Genomic DNA, 13,783 nt, shown 5'->3' with positions numbered 1-13,783 from the left:
CTAGCCACGTTAATAACCATTCGTCAATTGACTTAAATTTGCCGTATCGTGCCGCTAAATAACGAGAATTTATGAAATTTAATTACACCGGAGCGAGATAAGTTATTCTTATCGTCCCGAATAATCGAAATCAGAGGCAAACAGCTGTTTTTGCAGTTGATTGCCCCATTTCTCACCTTAGTGATAGCAAAAATGATGCACGACCTGGGCGATCAATTCGCGGGTCGGTTTGATAAATGCCGTATCGATAAATTCATCCGGCTGATGTGCCTGGTTAATCGAACCCGGTCCTAACACCAGCGTCGGGCAGATTTCCTGAATAAATGGCGCTTCGGTACAGTAGTTCACCACCTCAGTTTCGGTACCGAGCAGTTTTTCCACCACCTGCACCAGCTGATGTTCGCGCGGGCACTCATAGCCCGGAATCGGCGGATGCAGCTCACCCACCGTCAGGCGGCCTGGCCAGCGTGCGCTGACCGGCGCCAGCGCCTCATTCAGCAGCCCGTCGAGATCGCTCAACGTCAGCCCCGGCAGCGGGCGGATATCCATATGCAGTTCACAGCAGGCGCAGATGCGGTTTGCCGCGTCACCGCCGTTGATATGGCCGAAGTTCATCGTTGGGTAAGGAATGGCGAAGCCGCTGTGGTTGTAGCGCGTTTTCAGCGTGTTACGCAGCTCCATCAGCTGAGTGATGGATTCGTGCATCAGCTCAATGGCGTTCACGCCGCGTGCCGGATCGCTGGAGTGGCCGGACTGGCCCTGGATACGGATCACGTTGGAAATGTGGCCTTTATGAGCGCGTACCGGCTTCAGCGAGGTTGGCTCGCCGATAATGGCGCAGTCAGGGCGCAGGCTGGTGGTTTCTGAGAAGAACTTGGCTCCGGCCATGGTGGTTTCTTCATCCGCCGTTGCCAGGATATACAGCGGTTTTTTCAGCGCGGACACATCAACTTCACGCAGCGTATCTAAGATGAAAGCAAAGAAGCCTTTCATGTCGGCCGTGCCCAGCCCGTACAGTTTGTTGTCGTGCTCGGTCAGGGTAAACGGGTCGCGCGTCCAGCGGCCGTCGTCGAACGGCACGGTGTCTGTATGACCGGCCAGCAGCAGTCCGCCTGCACCGAGGCCACTTTTAGCTAACATATTGAATTTATTACGCGTGCCGGGAACCGGCTGAACTTCAACAGTGAAGCCAATATCGCGGAACCAGCCCGCAAGCAAATTGATTAAAGTTTCATTACTCTGATCGAGCGCGCTGTCGGTGGCGCTGATTGATGGCGTAGCAATCAGCTGGCGGTATATCTCAATAAAAGGTGGTAATTTTGTCTTCACTGTTGACAGTCCTTGAGTTAGGATAGTATCAATATTCATGCATTAATAGTGAATAAAAATACATTATCGACGTGCGGATGGAAACCGATAATTTTTCCACCATTTGGCTTGGACAGCCAAAGTGAACATAACCGCATTCTGCAACGTAGTCACATTTTTAAAGCGAGTTACTCTCTGATGACCAATCCGTTAATTATCAAACTGGGTGGTGTGCTGCTGGATAGTGAAGAGGCGCTGGAGCGTCTGTTCGATGCGCTGGTGAGCTATCGTGCTGCCCATTCGCGTCAGCTGCTGATTGTGCACGGCGGCGGCTGTCTGGTGGATGAATTGATGAGCAAGCTATCCCTGCCGGTGAAAAAGAAAAACGGCCTGCGCGTAACGCCTGCCGACCAGATCGATATCATTACCGGTGCGCTGGCCGGTACTGCTAACAAAACTTTGCTAGCCTGGTCGAAAAAACACGGTATTGATGCCGTTGGCCTGTGTCTGGGCGACGGCGGAAGTGTTAATGTTGCTCAGTTTGATGAAGAACTTGGCCATGTGGGACAGGCTACCCCGGGTTCACCGGTGCTGATTAATACGCTGCTGGGCGCAGGTTTCCTGCCGGTTGTCAGCTCAATCGGCATCACCCAGGATGGCCTGCTGATGAACGTCAATGCCGATCAGGCTGCGACGGCGCTGGCCGCGACGCTGGGGGCCGATCTGATTCTGCTCTCCGACGTGAGCGGTATCCTCGATGCCAACAAGCAGCGAATTGAAGAGATGACGGCTGAAAAAGCCGAGCAGCTGATCGCCGACGGTGTGATTACCGATGGAATGATCGTCAAGGTGAATGCCGCACTGGATGCCGCCCGTACCCTGGGCCGCCCGGTGGACATCGCCAGCTGGCGTCATGCTGAGCAGCTGCCAACCTTATTTAACGGCGTGTCCATTGGCACCCGTATCCTCGCTTAATTAGAAACGTTTTCAAGGAATCATCATGCAAGACAAAAGCATCAAAAAAATCGTACTGGCTTACTCCGGCGGCCTGGATACTTCGGCGATTATTCCATGGCTGAAAGAGAACTACGGCGGCTGTGAAGTGGTGGCTTTCGTCGCCGATATCGGCCAGGAGCGTGGCGATCTGGAAGGCGTTGAGCAGAAAGCGCTGCAGTCCGGTGCGTCCGAGTGCCATGTGGTTGACCTGCGTGAAGAGTTCATCAGCGAATACGTTTACCCGGTGCTGCAAACCGGCGCTCTGTATGAAGGCACCTACCTGCTGGGTACCTCTATGGCGCGTCCAATCATCGCTAAAGCGCAGGTTGAGCTGGCGCTGAAAGTGGGCGCAGACGCGCTGTGCCACGGCGCAACCGGTAAAGGTAACGACCAGGTTCGTTTCGAAACCACCTACACCGCGCTGGCTCCACAGCTGAAAGTGGTTGCACCATGGCGTGAGTGGAACCTGCGTTCCCGTGAAGCGCTGCTGGACTATCTGAAAGAGCGCAACATCCCGACCACCGCGTCGCTGGAAAAAATCTACAGCCGTGATGAAAACGCATGGCACATCTCTACCGAGGGCGGCGTGCTGGAAAGCCCCTGGAACGCACCGAACAAAGATTGCTGGGTGTGGACCGTCGATCCGCTGGAAGCGCCGGATCAGCCTGAGCAGGTGACCATTTCCGTTGAGAAAGGTCGCGTAGTTGCGGTTAACGGTGAAGCGTTAACGCCATTCGGCTGCCTGGACAAACTGAATGCGATCGGTGCGCGCCACGGCGTGGGTCGTATCGATATCGTAGAAAACCGTCTGGTCGGTATTAAGTCTCGCGGCTGCTACGAAACCCCTGGCGGCACCATCATGGTTAACGCGCTGCGTGCCGTTGAGCAGCTGGTTCTGGACCGCGACAGCTTCAAATGGCGTGAGCAGCTGGGCCTGGAAATGTCCTACGTTGTTTACGATGGCCGCTGGTTCGCACCGCTGCGTAAATCTCTGCAGGCTTCAGCAGAAGCGCTGGCTGAAGAAGTGAACGGCGAGGTGGTACTGCAGCTGTACAAAGGCCAGGTTACCGCGATTCAGAAGAAATCCGCTAACAGCCTGTACTCTGAAGAGTTCGCCACCTTCGGCGAAGACGAAGTGTACGATCACCGTCACGCGGGCGGCTTTATCCGTCTGTTCTCCCTCTCTTCACGCATCCGTGCGCTGAACGAGAAAAAATAATCTGTTGCGGTGGGTGGGGTGTGCCTCGCCCCTGCATGATTTCCAGAGTGCGGCATCCGTGCCGCCTCTTGCATAAATTCTGAATGGAGTACTGAGCATGGCACTTTGGGGTGGACGGTTTACGCAGGCAGCAGATCAACGTTTCAAACTGTTTAATGACTCACTGCGCTTCGACTATCGTCTGGCAGAGCAGGACATTATCGGTTCCGTTGCCTGGTCCAAAGCGCTGGTGACGGTCAATGTATTAACCTCAGAAGAGCAGCAGCAGCTGGAGAGCGCGCTGAATGTTCTGCTGGAAGAAGTGCGCGCGAATCCGCAGCAGATTGTGGAAAGCGACGCCGAAGATATTCACAGCTGGGTGGAAGGCAAACTGATCGATAAGGTCGGCGCGCTGGGTAAAAAACTCCATACCGGCCGTAGCCGTAACGATCAGGTCGCAACCGACCTGAAGCTGTGGTGCAAACTGCAGGTCAGTGAACTGCTGGCCGCAACTCGTCAGTTCCAGCAGGCGCTGGTAGCCACCGCCGAAGCAAACCAGGACGCGGTAATGCCGGGTTATACCCACCTGCAGCGTGCGCAGCCGGTGACGTTTGCGCACTGGTGCCTGGCGTATGTTGAAATGCTGGCCCGCGATGAAAGCCGTCTGCAGGATACGCTGAAGCGCCTGGACGTCAGCCCGCTGGGCTGTGGTGCGCTGGCGGGAACCGCCTATGAGATCGATCGCGAGCAGCTGGCGGGCTGGTTAGGCTTTGCCTCCGCGACCCGTAACAGTCTGGATACTGTATCCGACCGCGACCACGTGCTTGAGCTGATGTCCGATGCCTCGATCGGCATGATCCACCTGTCGCGCTTTGCGGAAGATCTGATCTTCTTCAATACCGGCGAAGCGGGCTTCGTAGAGCTGTCCGACCGTGTGACCTCCGGCTCTTCGCTGATGCCGCAGAAGAAAAACCCGGATGCGCTGGAGCTGATCCGTGGCAAAGTGGGCCGCGTACAGGGCGCACTGACCGCCATGAGCATGACGTTGAAAGGCCTGCCGCTGGCGTATAACAAAGACATGCAGGAAGATAAAGAAGGCCTGTTTGATGCGCTGGATACCTGGTATGACTGTCTGCATATGGCCACGCTGGTACTGGACGGCATTCAGGTAAAACGTCCGCGCTGCCAGGAAGCGGCAGAGCAGGGCTATGCGAACTCTACCGAGCTGGCGGATTATCTGGTTGCGAAAGGCGTACCGTTCCGCGAAGCGCACCATATCGTCGGTGAAGCGGTAGTGGAAGCGATCAATCAGGGCGTTGCGCTGGAAGCGCTGGCACTGGCTGACCTGCAGAAGTTCAGCAGCGTGATTGGCGAAGATGTCTATCCTGTGCTGTCGCTGCAATCCTGCCTGGATAAGCGTAATGCGAAAGGCGGTGTGTCTCCGCATCAGGTTTCGCTGGCCATTACTGAAGCGAAACAGCGCCTGGGCTGATACTCAACGGCGTTAAGCCACCGCGATATCGTTTAGATATGAGAAAGCCGCTGCCTGGTCAGGCCGCGGCTTTTTTAATGGCTAAGCTAACCTGTCGACATCGCCGCTCAATTAATGAAGCGTTCAGCCAGCGAAATCAGTCCGTCATTCAGGCGGCAAAAAACTTTTCTAAATCATCGCTGCCGCCGATATGGCGCCCGCCAATAAACACCTGAGGCACGGTAGCGCGGCCGGTCATGGCGCGCAGGCTTACGGTGGTGGCATCCTGGCCCAGTACAATTTCTTCATACTGGATACCGCGGTCCAGCAGCATCTGTTTCGCTTTGGTGCAGAACGGGCAGCCGGGCTTGGTGAACAGTGATACGGACTCCTGTACCTTAAACTCCGGCGCAACGTAGCGCAGCATGGTATCGGCATCGGAGACTTCAAACGGGTCACCCGGCTTGTTTGGTTCAACGAACATTTTGACCACCACGCCGTTACGCACCAGCATTGAATAGCGCCATGAGCGCGGGCCGAAGCCGAGATCGGCTTTCTCTACCAGCATCTCCATACCGCGGGTGAACTCACCGTTGCCGTCGGGAATAAAGTTGATGTGCTCGGCATGCTGATCGGCTTTCCACGCATTCATCACGAAGGTGTCGTTAACGGACACGCAGAGAATGCTGTCCACGCCGTGGCTTTTAAACACGCCGGCCAGCTCGTTGTAGCGTGGCAAATGGCTGGACGAACAGGTTGGAGTAAACGCACCCGGCAGAGAGAAGACAATCACCGTTTTGTCTTTGAACAGCTCATCAGTGGTGACATCGACCCAGCTGTCGCCCTGACGCGTGTGAAAAGTGACCTGTGGGATGGATTTACCTTCCTGACTTGCAAACATGTAAAGACCTCATCGTTTAATTTTCGGGTGTGCTATTTGTGTACGGACACATTATTGTGATCGAGGGTTGATAGGGCTAATCGTTGATTGCTATCCTATCTATCGCCACGGACTATCGTGGTCTGGAGGATAAGATGAATATTCGTGATCTTGAGTATCTGGTTTCGCTGGCGGAGCATCGTCATTTTCGTCGTGCAGCGGATGCCTGTCATGTAAGCCAGCCGACCCTGAGCGGACAGATCCGCAAGCTGGAAGATGAACTGGGCGTTATGCTGCTTGAGCGCACCAGCCGTAAGGTGCTGTTTACCCAGGCGGGGCTTCTGCTGGTGGATCAGGCGCGCACCGTTCTGCGTGAAGTCAAGGTGCTGAAGGAGATGGCCAGCCAGCAGGGCGAGGCTATGTCCGGTCCGCTGCATATCGGGCTGATCCCTACCGTGGGCCCTTATCTGCTGCCGCAGATTATTCCGTCGCTGCATAAAACGTTCCCCAAGCTGGAGATGTATCTGCACGAGGCGCAAACCCAGCAGCTGCTGGCGCAGCTTGACAGCGGCAAGCTGGACTGTGCCATTCTTGCTCTGGTCAAAGAGTCGGAAGCGTTTATTGAAGTGCCGCTGTTTGATGAGCCGATGAAGCTGGCGGTATATCAGGATCACCCGTGGCACGATCGCGATCGTGTGCCGATGTCGGATCTGGCCGGTGAAAAGCTACTGATGCTGGAAGATGGTCACTGCCTGCGCGATCAGGCGATGGGCTTCTGCTTCCAGGCCGGTGCCGATGAGGATACGCATTTCCGCGCGACCAGTCTGGAAACGCTACGTAACATGGTGGCGGCGGGCAGCGGAATTACGCTGTTACCTGCGCTGGCCGTACCGAAAGAGCGGGTGCGTGATGGCGTATGCTATCTGCCCTGCTACAAGCCTGAACCACAGCGCACCATTGCCCTGGTTTATCGTCCGGGTTCGCCCCTGCGCGGCCGTTATGAACAGCTGGCAGAGGCGATCCGAACACATATGCAGGGCGTGATGATTGGCGGATTAAAACAGGCGATTTAAGCCGTTTAGCGCCGCCACCCGATAGGCTTCGGCCATAGTCGGGTAGTTGAAGGTGGTATTCACAAAGTACTCGATCGTGTTGCCACCGTTTTTCTGCTCCATAATCGCCTGACCGATATGAATAATCTCGGCGGCACGTTCACCAAAGCAGTGAATGCCGAGGATCTCTTTGGTTTCGCGATGGAACAGGATCTTCAGGCTGCCGACGTTCATCCCGACAATCTGCGCGCGTGCCAGATGTTTGAACTGTGCGCGGCCCACTTCATACGGCACTTTCATCGCCGTCAGCTGCTGCTCGGTTTTACCCACGGAGCTGATTTCCGGAATGGTGTAGATACCGGTAGGGATATCCTCAATCAGGTGTGCGTTGGCTTCGCCTTTCATCAGGGCCTGTGCCGCAATGCGCCCCTGATCGTAGGCGGCAGAAGCCAGGCTTGGGTAGCCAATCACATCGCCCACCGCGTAGATATGCGGCTGTGCGGTCTGATACATGCTGTTGACCTTCAGCAGCCCACGGCCATCGGCCTTCAGCCCGACATTTTCCAGCGACAGCGAGTCGGTGTTACCGGTGCGTCCGTTGGCGTACAGCAGGCAGTCCGCTTTCAGCTTTTTACCGGATTTCAGATGCATAATCACGCCATCTTCAACCCCTTCGATTTTCTCGAACTCTTCGTTATGGCGAATCACTACGCCGCTGTTCCAGAAGTGGTATGAGAGAGAATCTGACATTTCCTGGTCGAGGAAGGCCAGCAGACGGTCGCGGGTGTTAATCAAATCGACTTTGACGTTCAGCCCACGGAAGATCGAAGCGTATTCACAGCCAATGACCCCGGCACCATAGATAATGACATGGCCTGGCTCATGGTGAAGGTTGAGGATCGAATCGCTGTCGTAAACCCGTGGATGGGTAAAGTCGACATCCGGTGGGTGATAAGGGCGTGAACCACAGGCGATCACAAATTTTTCAGCGGTCAGGCGTTCCGTGGTGCCGTCATGGCTTTCGACTTCAATGGTGTTGGCATCAACAAAACGCGCATCCCCCTGGAACATCTCACAGTGATTTCGTTCGTAGAATCCCTGGCGCATACGGGTTTGCTGACTAATTACGTTCTCGGTGTGGTTGAGAATGTCGGCAAAGGAGGAGCGAAGGAGACGTGAGTGGTCGCTATACAGTGGGTTCTGGTTAAATTCGATAATGCGGCTAACGGCATGGCGCAGTGCTTTCGACGGAATCGTTCCCCAATGTGTACATCCGCCGCCGATATTGTGGTAGCGCTCGATCACTGCGACTCGCGCTCCCTGTTTCACCAGCCCCATGGCAGCACCTTCACCGCCCGGGCCTGAACCAATAATTATGGCGTCGTAATCATAAGACTGTTGCATACCAATACGTCCTATTTTATAAAACAATTTTACAACGATATTCTAACATCCAGCGGCCAACTTCCCAATTCTTACCGCTTTTTTTGCCACCATTTGCCAAATTTCCAGGTTAACAGGCGGTCACAAAGTTTGCGGCACTGTACGCTAAAATTTTTGCTATAGTGCCCACTTGCAGGCTAAACAGGCATAAAAATGGGCGTCAGAGCGCAGCAAAAAGAACGTACACGGCGGTCACTTATCGAGGCGGCATTCAGCCAGCTAAGTGCCGAGCGTAGCTTTGCCAGCCTGAGTCTGCGCGAGGTGGCCAGAGAGGCGGGCATTGCCCCAACGTCATTTTATCGTCACTTTCGTGATGTAGATGAACTGGGGTTAACCATGGTAGACGAAAGTGGCTTAATGCTTCGTCAACTAATGCGACAAGCGCGTCAGCGTATTGCCAAAGGCGGCAGCGTTATTCGCACTTCCGTGTCGACTTTCATGGAGTTTATCGGCGATAACCCTAACGCCTTTCGGCTTTTGCTGCGTGAGCGCTCAGGGACATCCGCCGCCTTCCGCGCCGCCGTCGCCCGGGAAATACAGCATTTTATCGCCGAACTGGCGGATTATCTGGAAGTGGAAAATCGCATGCCGCGCAGCTTCACCGAAGCACAGGCGGAAGCGATGGTCATCATTGTGTTTAACGCCGGTGCAGAAGCACTGGATATCGATGCCGGACAGCGTCGTCAGTTGGAAGAACGGCTGGTACTGCAACTGCGTATGATCTCGAAAGGGGCATATTACTGGTACCGCCGTGAGCAGGAGAGACTGGCTGTGACGCTGGCATCCAACGATTAAAAAGGTGGAGACATGAGTTTAGCTTCAGGCAGAGACAAAGGAACGCTGCTGCTGGCGTTTTTAACCGGACTTTCCATTAACGGCAGTTTTTCTGCACTTTTTAGCTCGATAGTACCCTTTTCAATGTTCCCGATTATTGCCCTGGTGCTCGCCGCCTGGAGTCTGCACCAGCGCTATCTGAATCGCTCAATGCCTGACGGAATGCCGTCGCTGGCCGCTGCATTCTTCCTGCTGGGTATTCTGTTGTATAGCGCGATGGTACGGGCGGAGTATCCGGACATTGGTTCGAACTTTATCCCGACCATCTTGATGGTGGCGGTGGTGTTCTGGATTGTGAGCAAGTGGCGGGTGCGTAAGAGCAGCTGAATTTCAGGGCGATCGAACGATCGCCCTGATTGTTTAACGCCGGGTCAGCAGTACGCCGCATTCCATATGGTGGGTATACGGGAACTGATCGAACAGCGCCAGGCGGGTCACATCGTGAGTGGCCGATAGCGTGGCGAGGTTGTTGCACAGCGTTTCAGGGTTGCAGGAGATATAAAGGATGCGCGGATAGGCCTGCACCATTTTCACCGTTTCATCATCCAGACCGCTGCGTGGCGGATCGACAAAGATGGTTTCACACTCGTAGCTCTTCAGATCGATCCCTTCCAGACGGTTAAAACTTCTTTCACCGTTCATCGCCTGGGTGAACTCTTCCGCCGCCATACGAATGATCTGTACGTTATCAATCTGATTCACCGCAATATTGTACTGCGCCGAGGCGACTGAAGGCTTGGCGATTTCGGTAGCCAGTACCCGGCGGAAATTACGTGCCAGCGCCAGCGAGAAGTTGCCGTTGCCGCAGTACAGTTCCAGCAGGTCGCCGCTTGAGTTACGAGTGGTATCCAGCGCCCATTCCAGCATTTTCACGTTCATGGCAGCATTAGGCTGGGTGAAGCTGTTTTCGACCTGGCGGTAAATCATCTCCCGGCCATCCACCGTCAGGCACTCATCCACGAAATCCTGGTCCAGACAGATTTTGGTTTTCGTGGCGCGGCCAATCAGATGCAGGTTAAATCCTTCTGCACGCAGCGCATCGCGCAGCTGCTCGGCGGCCTGCTGCCAGACTTCATCGAGCTTGCGGTGATACAGCAGGGAGACCACGACCTGACCGCTTTGCGTAGAGAGGTAGTCAATCTGGAACAGCTTAAAGCGCAGCGCCTGTGTTTCCCGTAGCGTAGCCAGTAATCTTGGCATCAGGCGATTAATCAACTCGCTGGCGGCCGGGAAGCTGTCAACGCGGATTCTTTCGCGCGTTTGCTGATCGAAGATGATGTGATAGAGATCATCACCATCGTGCCAGACGCGAAACTCGGCACGCATCCGATAGTGGCTGACCGGCGAACGAAAGATTTCAACTTCGGGCGCGTTAAAGGCTGACATCATTGACGTCAGGCGGTTTACCTTTTCGGCAAGCTGATCTTCATATTGTTCTACGGGCAGCTGTTCGGGCGTCATAGTGGTTCCTGGATATTTGGCGGAGATAGCCGGGCGATTGTAGGGATTCCACATCTGATGTCCAGCATTGTGAACGAATTGCCATTATGGATGTCCAGCTGTCTGGACTTCCAATTGCGTTATACATAAAATGCGCTCTCCGGCCTCCCCATGAGTTAAAAGGGAATCCAGTGAAAATCTGGAGCTGACGCGCAGCGGTATAGAATGTCATGGCAATCGCGCAAGCAGACACTGTCTTAGGATGGGAAGTCATTGCCTTTAAAGACACTGAGCCCGAAGACCTGCCGGATTAACGTCGCATTATTACGATCATCGCGTGCTATCGATCGTAAGCCTGCGGCATCCTGCTGGTTTTTTGGATGCTCTATACAATGAAAAAAATGAATAAATCGCTGTTTGCCTTTAGCGCAACGGCAATTGCACTCTGGGCGCAGTATGGCTTTGCACAGGATAATAAAGAAGATACGCAGGTTGTAACGGCAAACCGCTTTCAGCAGCCGATCAATACAGTACTTGCGCCGACCACCGTTGTGACTCGCGCTGAAATCGATCGCTGGCAGTCTAAAAGCCTGAGTGATGTGATGCGCCGCTTGCCCGGCGTCGATGCCGTACAGCAAGGGGGGATGGGGCAAAAGACCAGCCTGTTTATTCGCGGCACCAACTCTAATCATGTGCTGGTGCTGATTGACGGCATCCGTCTGAATCAGGCCGGTATCACCGGTTCTGCAGATATCAGCCAGATTCCGCTGGCTCTGGTGCAGCGCGTTGAGTATATCCGCGGTGCCCGTTCTGCGGTTTATGGTTCCGATGCGATTGGCGGCGTGGTTAACATTATCACCACGCGTGAAGGTGAAGGTACGACGCTGGAAGCCGGGGTGGGTTCAAACAGCTACCAGAATTATAACGGCTCCACCCAGCAAATGTTGGGTGAAAACACCCAGGTGACGCTGGCCGGGGATTATACCTACACCCGTGGTTTCGACGTGAAGGCCGGTTATCCAAATGATTACGGCCCGGCTCAGCCAGATCGCGATGGCTTTATGAGCAAAACGCTGTACGGCGCGTTGAATCACCAGTTTAACGAGCAGTTCAGCGGTTTCGTACGCGGATACGGTTTTGATAATCGTACCGGCTATGACAGTGGTTACGGTTATACAGTGCCGGGTTCGTTAGTTGATACGCGCCAGCTCTACAGCCAGACCTGGGACACCGGGCTGCGCTTTAATCAGGGTATCTACTCTTCACAGCTTGTTGCCAGTATCAGCCACGTCAAGGATTACAACTACGATCCGCGCCTGGGGCGTTATAGCGACGCAACGACCCTGGATGAAAGCAAACAGTATAATGTGCAGTGGGGCAATACGTTCGCCGTGGGGCAGGGTGCCGTTAGCGGTGGCGTCGACTGGCAGAAGGAAACCACGGAACCAGGCACCAGCTCGCTGGCAAACAGCACCGAGCTTCGTAATACCGGCCTGTATCTGACCGGGCAGCAGCGGTTCGGTGAGTTTACCGTTGAAGGCGCGGTGCGCGGTGATGATAACTCCCAATTCGGCTGGCATAATACCTGGCAGACCAGCGCCGGTTGGGAGTTTGTAGAAGGCTATCGCTTTATTGCTTCTTACGGTACGGCCTTTAAAGCGCCAAACCTGGCCCAGCTGTACAGCAACTTCTACGGCAACGATGACCTGAAGCCGGAAGAGAGTAAGCAGTGGGAAGCCGGATTTGAGGGACTGACTGGTCCGGTCACGTGGCATATCTCCGGCTATCGTAATGACATCGACAATCTGGTTGATAGCGATCCAACGACCTACCGTTACTACAATATCTCGAAAGCCACGATCAAGGGCGTTGAAGCAACGGCTTCCTTCGATACTGGTCCGCTGAGCCATGAAGTCTCCTTCGACTATCTGGACCCGCGTAACGGTGCGACCAATGAGATTTTACTGCGCCGTGCGAAACAACAGGTCAAGTACCAGCTTGACTGGACGGTATATGACTTCGACTGGTCTGTGACCTATCAGTATCTCGGCCAGCGCTATGATAAAGACTTCAACGTCTATCCTGAGCGGACCGTAAAAATGGGCGGAGTCAGCCTTTGGGATCTCGCCGTGTCGTATCCGATCACATCCCATCTGACTGTTCGTGGTAGAATTGCCAACCTGTTCGATAAAGACTACGAGACAGTGTATGGCTATGAAACCCCTGGACGGGAATACTACCTCAACGGCAGCTACACCTTCTAATCCGCGCCCCACCGTGCTGGTTTTTGACTCCGGCGTCGGTGGGCTTTCGGTCTATGATGAGATCCGCAAGCTTTTGCCGGATCTCCACTATCTCTACGCGTTCGATAACGTTGCCTTTCCTTATGGTGAAAAGTCAGAAGAGTTTATCGTTGATCGGGTTGTCTCTATTGTAGAAGCGGTTACGCTTCGTTATCCCCTCGCGCTGGTGGTCATTGCCTGTAACTCGGCCAGCACGGTCACCCTGCCTGCATTACGCGAACGGTTTTACTTCCCCGTAGTAGGCGTTGTGCCGGCGATCAAACCCGCTGCGCGTTTAACACGTAACGGTATCGTGGGCCTGTTGGCGACGCGTGGTACGGTAAAGCGTCCTTATACCCATGAGCTGGTGGCTCGTTTTGCCAGCGAGTGCAAAACGGAAATGCTGGGTTCGGCGGAGCTGGTCGAGCTGGCGGAAGCGAAACTGCACGGCAAACCGGTGGCGATAGAAGAGGTGAGGCGGATTTTACAACCCTGGCTGCGTATGAAGGAGCCACCGGATACGGTCGTGCTGGGATGTACGCATTTCCCTCTTATTAGTGAAGAGCTCCAGCAGGTGTTGCCGGAAGGGACCCGGTTAATAGATTCTGGTGCTGCGATTGCTCGCCGTACCGTCTGGTTATTAGAAAATGAATCGCCAGAAGCTTTTTCTACAGATAGTAATATCGCTTACTGCATGGATATTACGGAACAGGCAGTACAATTAATGCCCGTTTTGCAGCGCTACGGGTTTGAAAAGCTCGAAAAACTAGCGCTCTGAAGCACTTTTGGGCAAAAAAACAACATTCGCACATCTTTTTAAAATTAGCCCTTGTCAGCCGCCAGAAAATCCCTATACTGCGCCTCCACTGACACGGAACA

The 13,783-nt window shown here is 54.4% G+C and carries 12 protein-coding genes and 1 riboswitch; of the genes, 8 read left to right on the top strand and 4 right to left on the bottom strand.

The annotated features are described in order from the left end of the window. Positions 1-177: 177 nt before the first annotated feature. Positions 178-1,329, bottom strand: coding sequence for an acetylornithine deacetylase (gene argE, locus IBT47_RS25240; RefSeq protein WP_105594503.1), 1,152 nt, complete (start codon positions 1,327-1,329; stop codon positions 178-180). A 177-nt stretch (positions 1,330-1,506) separates the two neighbouring features. Here argE and argB point away from each other — a divergent pair, with 177 nt between their 5' ends. From argB to argH, 3 genes are all read left to right on the top strand, one after another. After that, the gene (gene argB / locus IBT47_RS25235; RefSeq protein ID WP_105594504.1) at positions 1,507-2,283 is read left to right on the top strand and encodes an acetylglutamate kinase; all 777 of its coding nucleotides are present in this window, start codon (positions 1,507-1,509) and stop codon (positions 2,281-2,283) included. 25 nt (positions 2,284-2,308) lie between these two features. Continuing rightward, positions 2,309-3,523: an argininosuccinate synthase gene (locus IBT47_RS25230; RefSeq protein WP_105594505.1), complete on the top strand. Its 1,215-nt coding sequence runs from the start codon at positions 2,309-2,311 to the stop codon at positions 3,521-3,523. Positions 3,524-3,620: 97 nt separating this feature from the next. After that, positions 3,621-4,994: an argininosuccinate lyase gene (gene argH / locus IBT47_RS25225; protein WP_200563848.1), complete on the top strand. Its 1,374-nt coding sequence runs from the start codon at positions 3,621-3,623 to the stop codon at positions 4,992-4,994. A gap of 148 nt (positions 4,995-5,142) precedes the next feature. On the opposite strand, the gene IBT47_RS25220 is transcribed toward argH, so the two are convergent. Further along, the gene (locus IBT47_RS25220) at positions 5,143-5,874 is read right to left on the bottom strand and encodes a redoxin family protein (protein WP_200563846.1); all 732 of its coding nucleotides are present in this window, start codon (positions 5,872-5,874) and stop codon (positions 5,143-5,145) included. Between the two features lie 134 nt (positions 5,875-6,008). Between IBT47_RS25220 and oxyR the strand changes: the two genes are divergently transcribed. Beyond that, positions 6,009-6,926 (top strand): DNA-binding transcriptional regulator OxyR, encoded by a 918-nt coding sequence (oxyR, locus tag IBT47_RS25215; RefSeq protein WP_105594509.1) that lies wholly within the window; start codon positions 6,009-6,011, stop codon positions 6,924-6,926. On the opposite strand, the gene sthA is transcribed toward oxyR, so the two are convergent. After that, positions 6,909-8,309, bottom strand: a complete 1,401-nt coding sequence (gene sthA / locus IBT47_RS25210; RefSeq protein WP_200563844.1) for a Si-specific NAD(P)(+) transhydrogenase — start codon at positions 8,307-8,309, stop codon at positions 6,909-6,911. The genes oxyR and sthA overlap by 18 nt on opposite strands. A 192-nt stretch (positions 8,310-8,501) precedes the next feature. Between sthA and fabR the strand changes: the two genes are divergently transcribed. Beyond that, positions 8,502-9,143 carry an HTH-type transcriptional repressor FabR gene (fabR, locus tag IBT47_RS25205; RefSeq protein ID WP_105594510.1) on the top strand — a complete coding sequence of 214 codons (642 nt, stop codon included), beginning with the start codon at positions 8,502-8,504 and terminating at the stop codon, positions 9,141-9,143. A gap of 12 nt (positions 9,144-9,155) precedes the next feature. Next, positions 9,156-9,509: a YijD family membrane protein gene (locus IBT47_RS25200; RefSeq protein WP_105594511.1), complete on the top strand. Its 354-nt coding sequence runs from the start codon at positions 9,156-9,158 to the stop codon at positions 9,507-9,509. A 33-nt stretch (positions 9,510-9,542) separates the two neighbouring features. Here the strand turns inward: IBT47_RS25200 and trmA are convergent, their stop codons facing one another. After that, complete coding sequence (gene trmA / locus IBT47_RS25195; protein WP_200563842.1) at positions 9,543-10,643, bottom strand: tRNA (uridine(54)-C5)-methyltransferase TrmA; 1,101 nt, start codon at positions 10,641-10,643, stop codon at positions 9,543-9,545. Between the two features lie 123 nt (positions 10,644-10,766). Next, positions 10,767-10,947, top strand: a riboswitch (cobalamin riboswitch). 67 nt (positions 10,948-11,014) lie between these two features. On the opposite strand from trmA, the gene btuB reads away from it, so the two are divergent. After that, complete coding sequence (gene btuB, locus IBT47_RS25190; protein WP_200563839.1) at positions 11,015-12,886, top strand: TonB-dependent vitamin B12 receptor BtuB; 1,872 nt, start codon at positions 11,015-11,017, stop codon at positions 12,884-12,886. Beyond that, entirely contained in the window at positions 12,831-13,682 is an 852-nt protein-coding gene (murI, locus tag IBT47_RS25185; protein WP_200563837.1) for a glutamate racemase, read from the top strand. The genes btuB and murI overlap by 56 nt, the downstream gene beginning before the upstream one ends. Positions 13,683-13,783: the final 101 nt, after the last annotated feature.

This window comes from Erwinia sp. S43, from assembly GCF_016624745.1.
Lineage (GTDB): Bacteria > Pseudomonadota > Gammaproteobacteria > Enterobacterales > Enterobacteriaceae > Erwinia > Erwinia coffeiphila.
The sequence above is the reverse complement of the archived record's forward strand: the minus strand, read 5'-3'. Positions and strand labels throughout refer to the sequence as shown.

Coding starts and splice junctions, on each gene's coding strand:
- murI (WP_200563837.1), top strand. CDS start 12,831: ATGGCTATGAAACCCCTGGACGGGAATACTACCTCAACGGCAGCTACA.
- btuB (WP_200563839.1), top strand. CDS start 11,015: ATGAAAAAAATGAATAAATCGCTGTTTGCCTTTAGCGCAACGGCAATT.
- IBT47_RS25200 (WP_105594511.1), top strand. CDS start 9,156: ATGAGTTTAGCTTCAGGCAGAGACAAAGGAACGCTGCTGCTGGCGTTT.
- IBT47_RS25220 (WP_200563846.1), bottom strand. CDS start 5,874: ATGTTTGCAAGTCAGGAAGGTAAATCCATCCCACAGGTCACTTTTCAC.
- IBT47_RS25230 (WP_105594505.1), top strand. CDS start 2,309: ATGCAAGACAAAAGCATCAAAAAAATCGTACTGGCTTACTCCGGCGGC.
- oxyR (WP_105594509.1), top strand. CDS start 6,009: ATGAATATTCGTGATCTTGAGTATCTGGTTTCGCTGGCGGAGCATCGT.
- fabR (WP_105594510.1), top strand. CDS start 8,502: ATGGGCGTCAGAGCGCAGCAAAAAGAACGTACACGGCGGTCACTTATC.
- sthA (WP_200563844.1), bottom strand. CDS start 8,309: ATGCAACAGTCTTATGATTACGACGCCATAATTATTGGTTCAGGCCCG.
- argB (WP_105594504.1), top strand. CDS start 1,507: ATGACCAATCCGTTAATTATCAAACTGGGTGGTGTGCTGCTGGATAGT.
- argH (WP_200563848.1), top strand. CDS start 3,621: ATGGCACTTTGGGGTGGACGGTTTACGCAGGCAGCAGATCAACGTTTC.
- trmA (WP_200563842.1), bottom strand. CDS start 10,643: ATGACGCCCGAACAGCTGCCCGTAGAACAATATGAAGATCAGCTTGCC.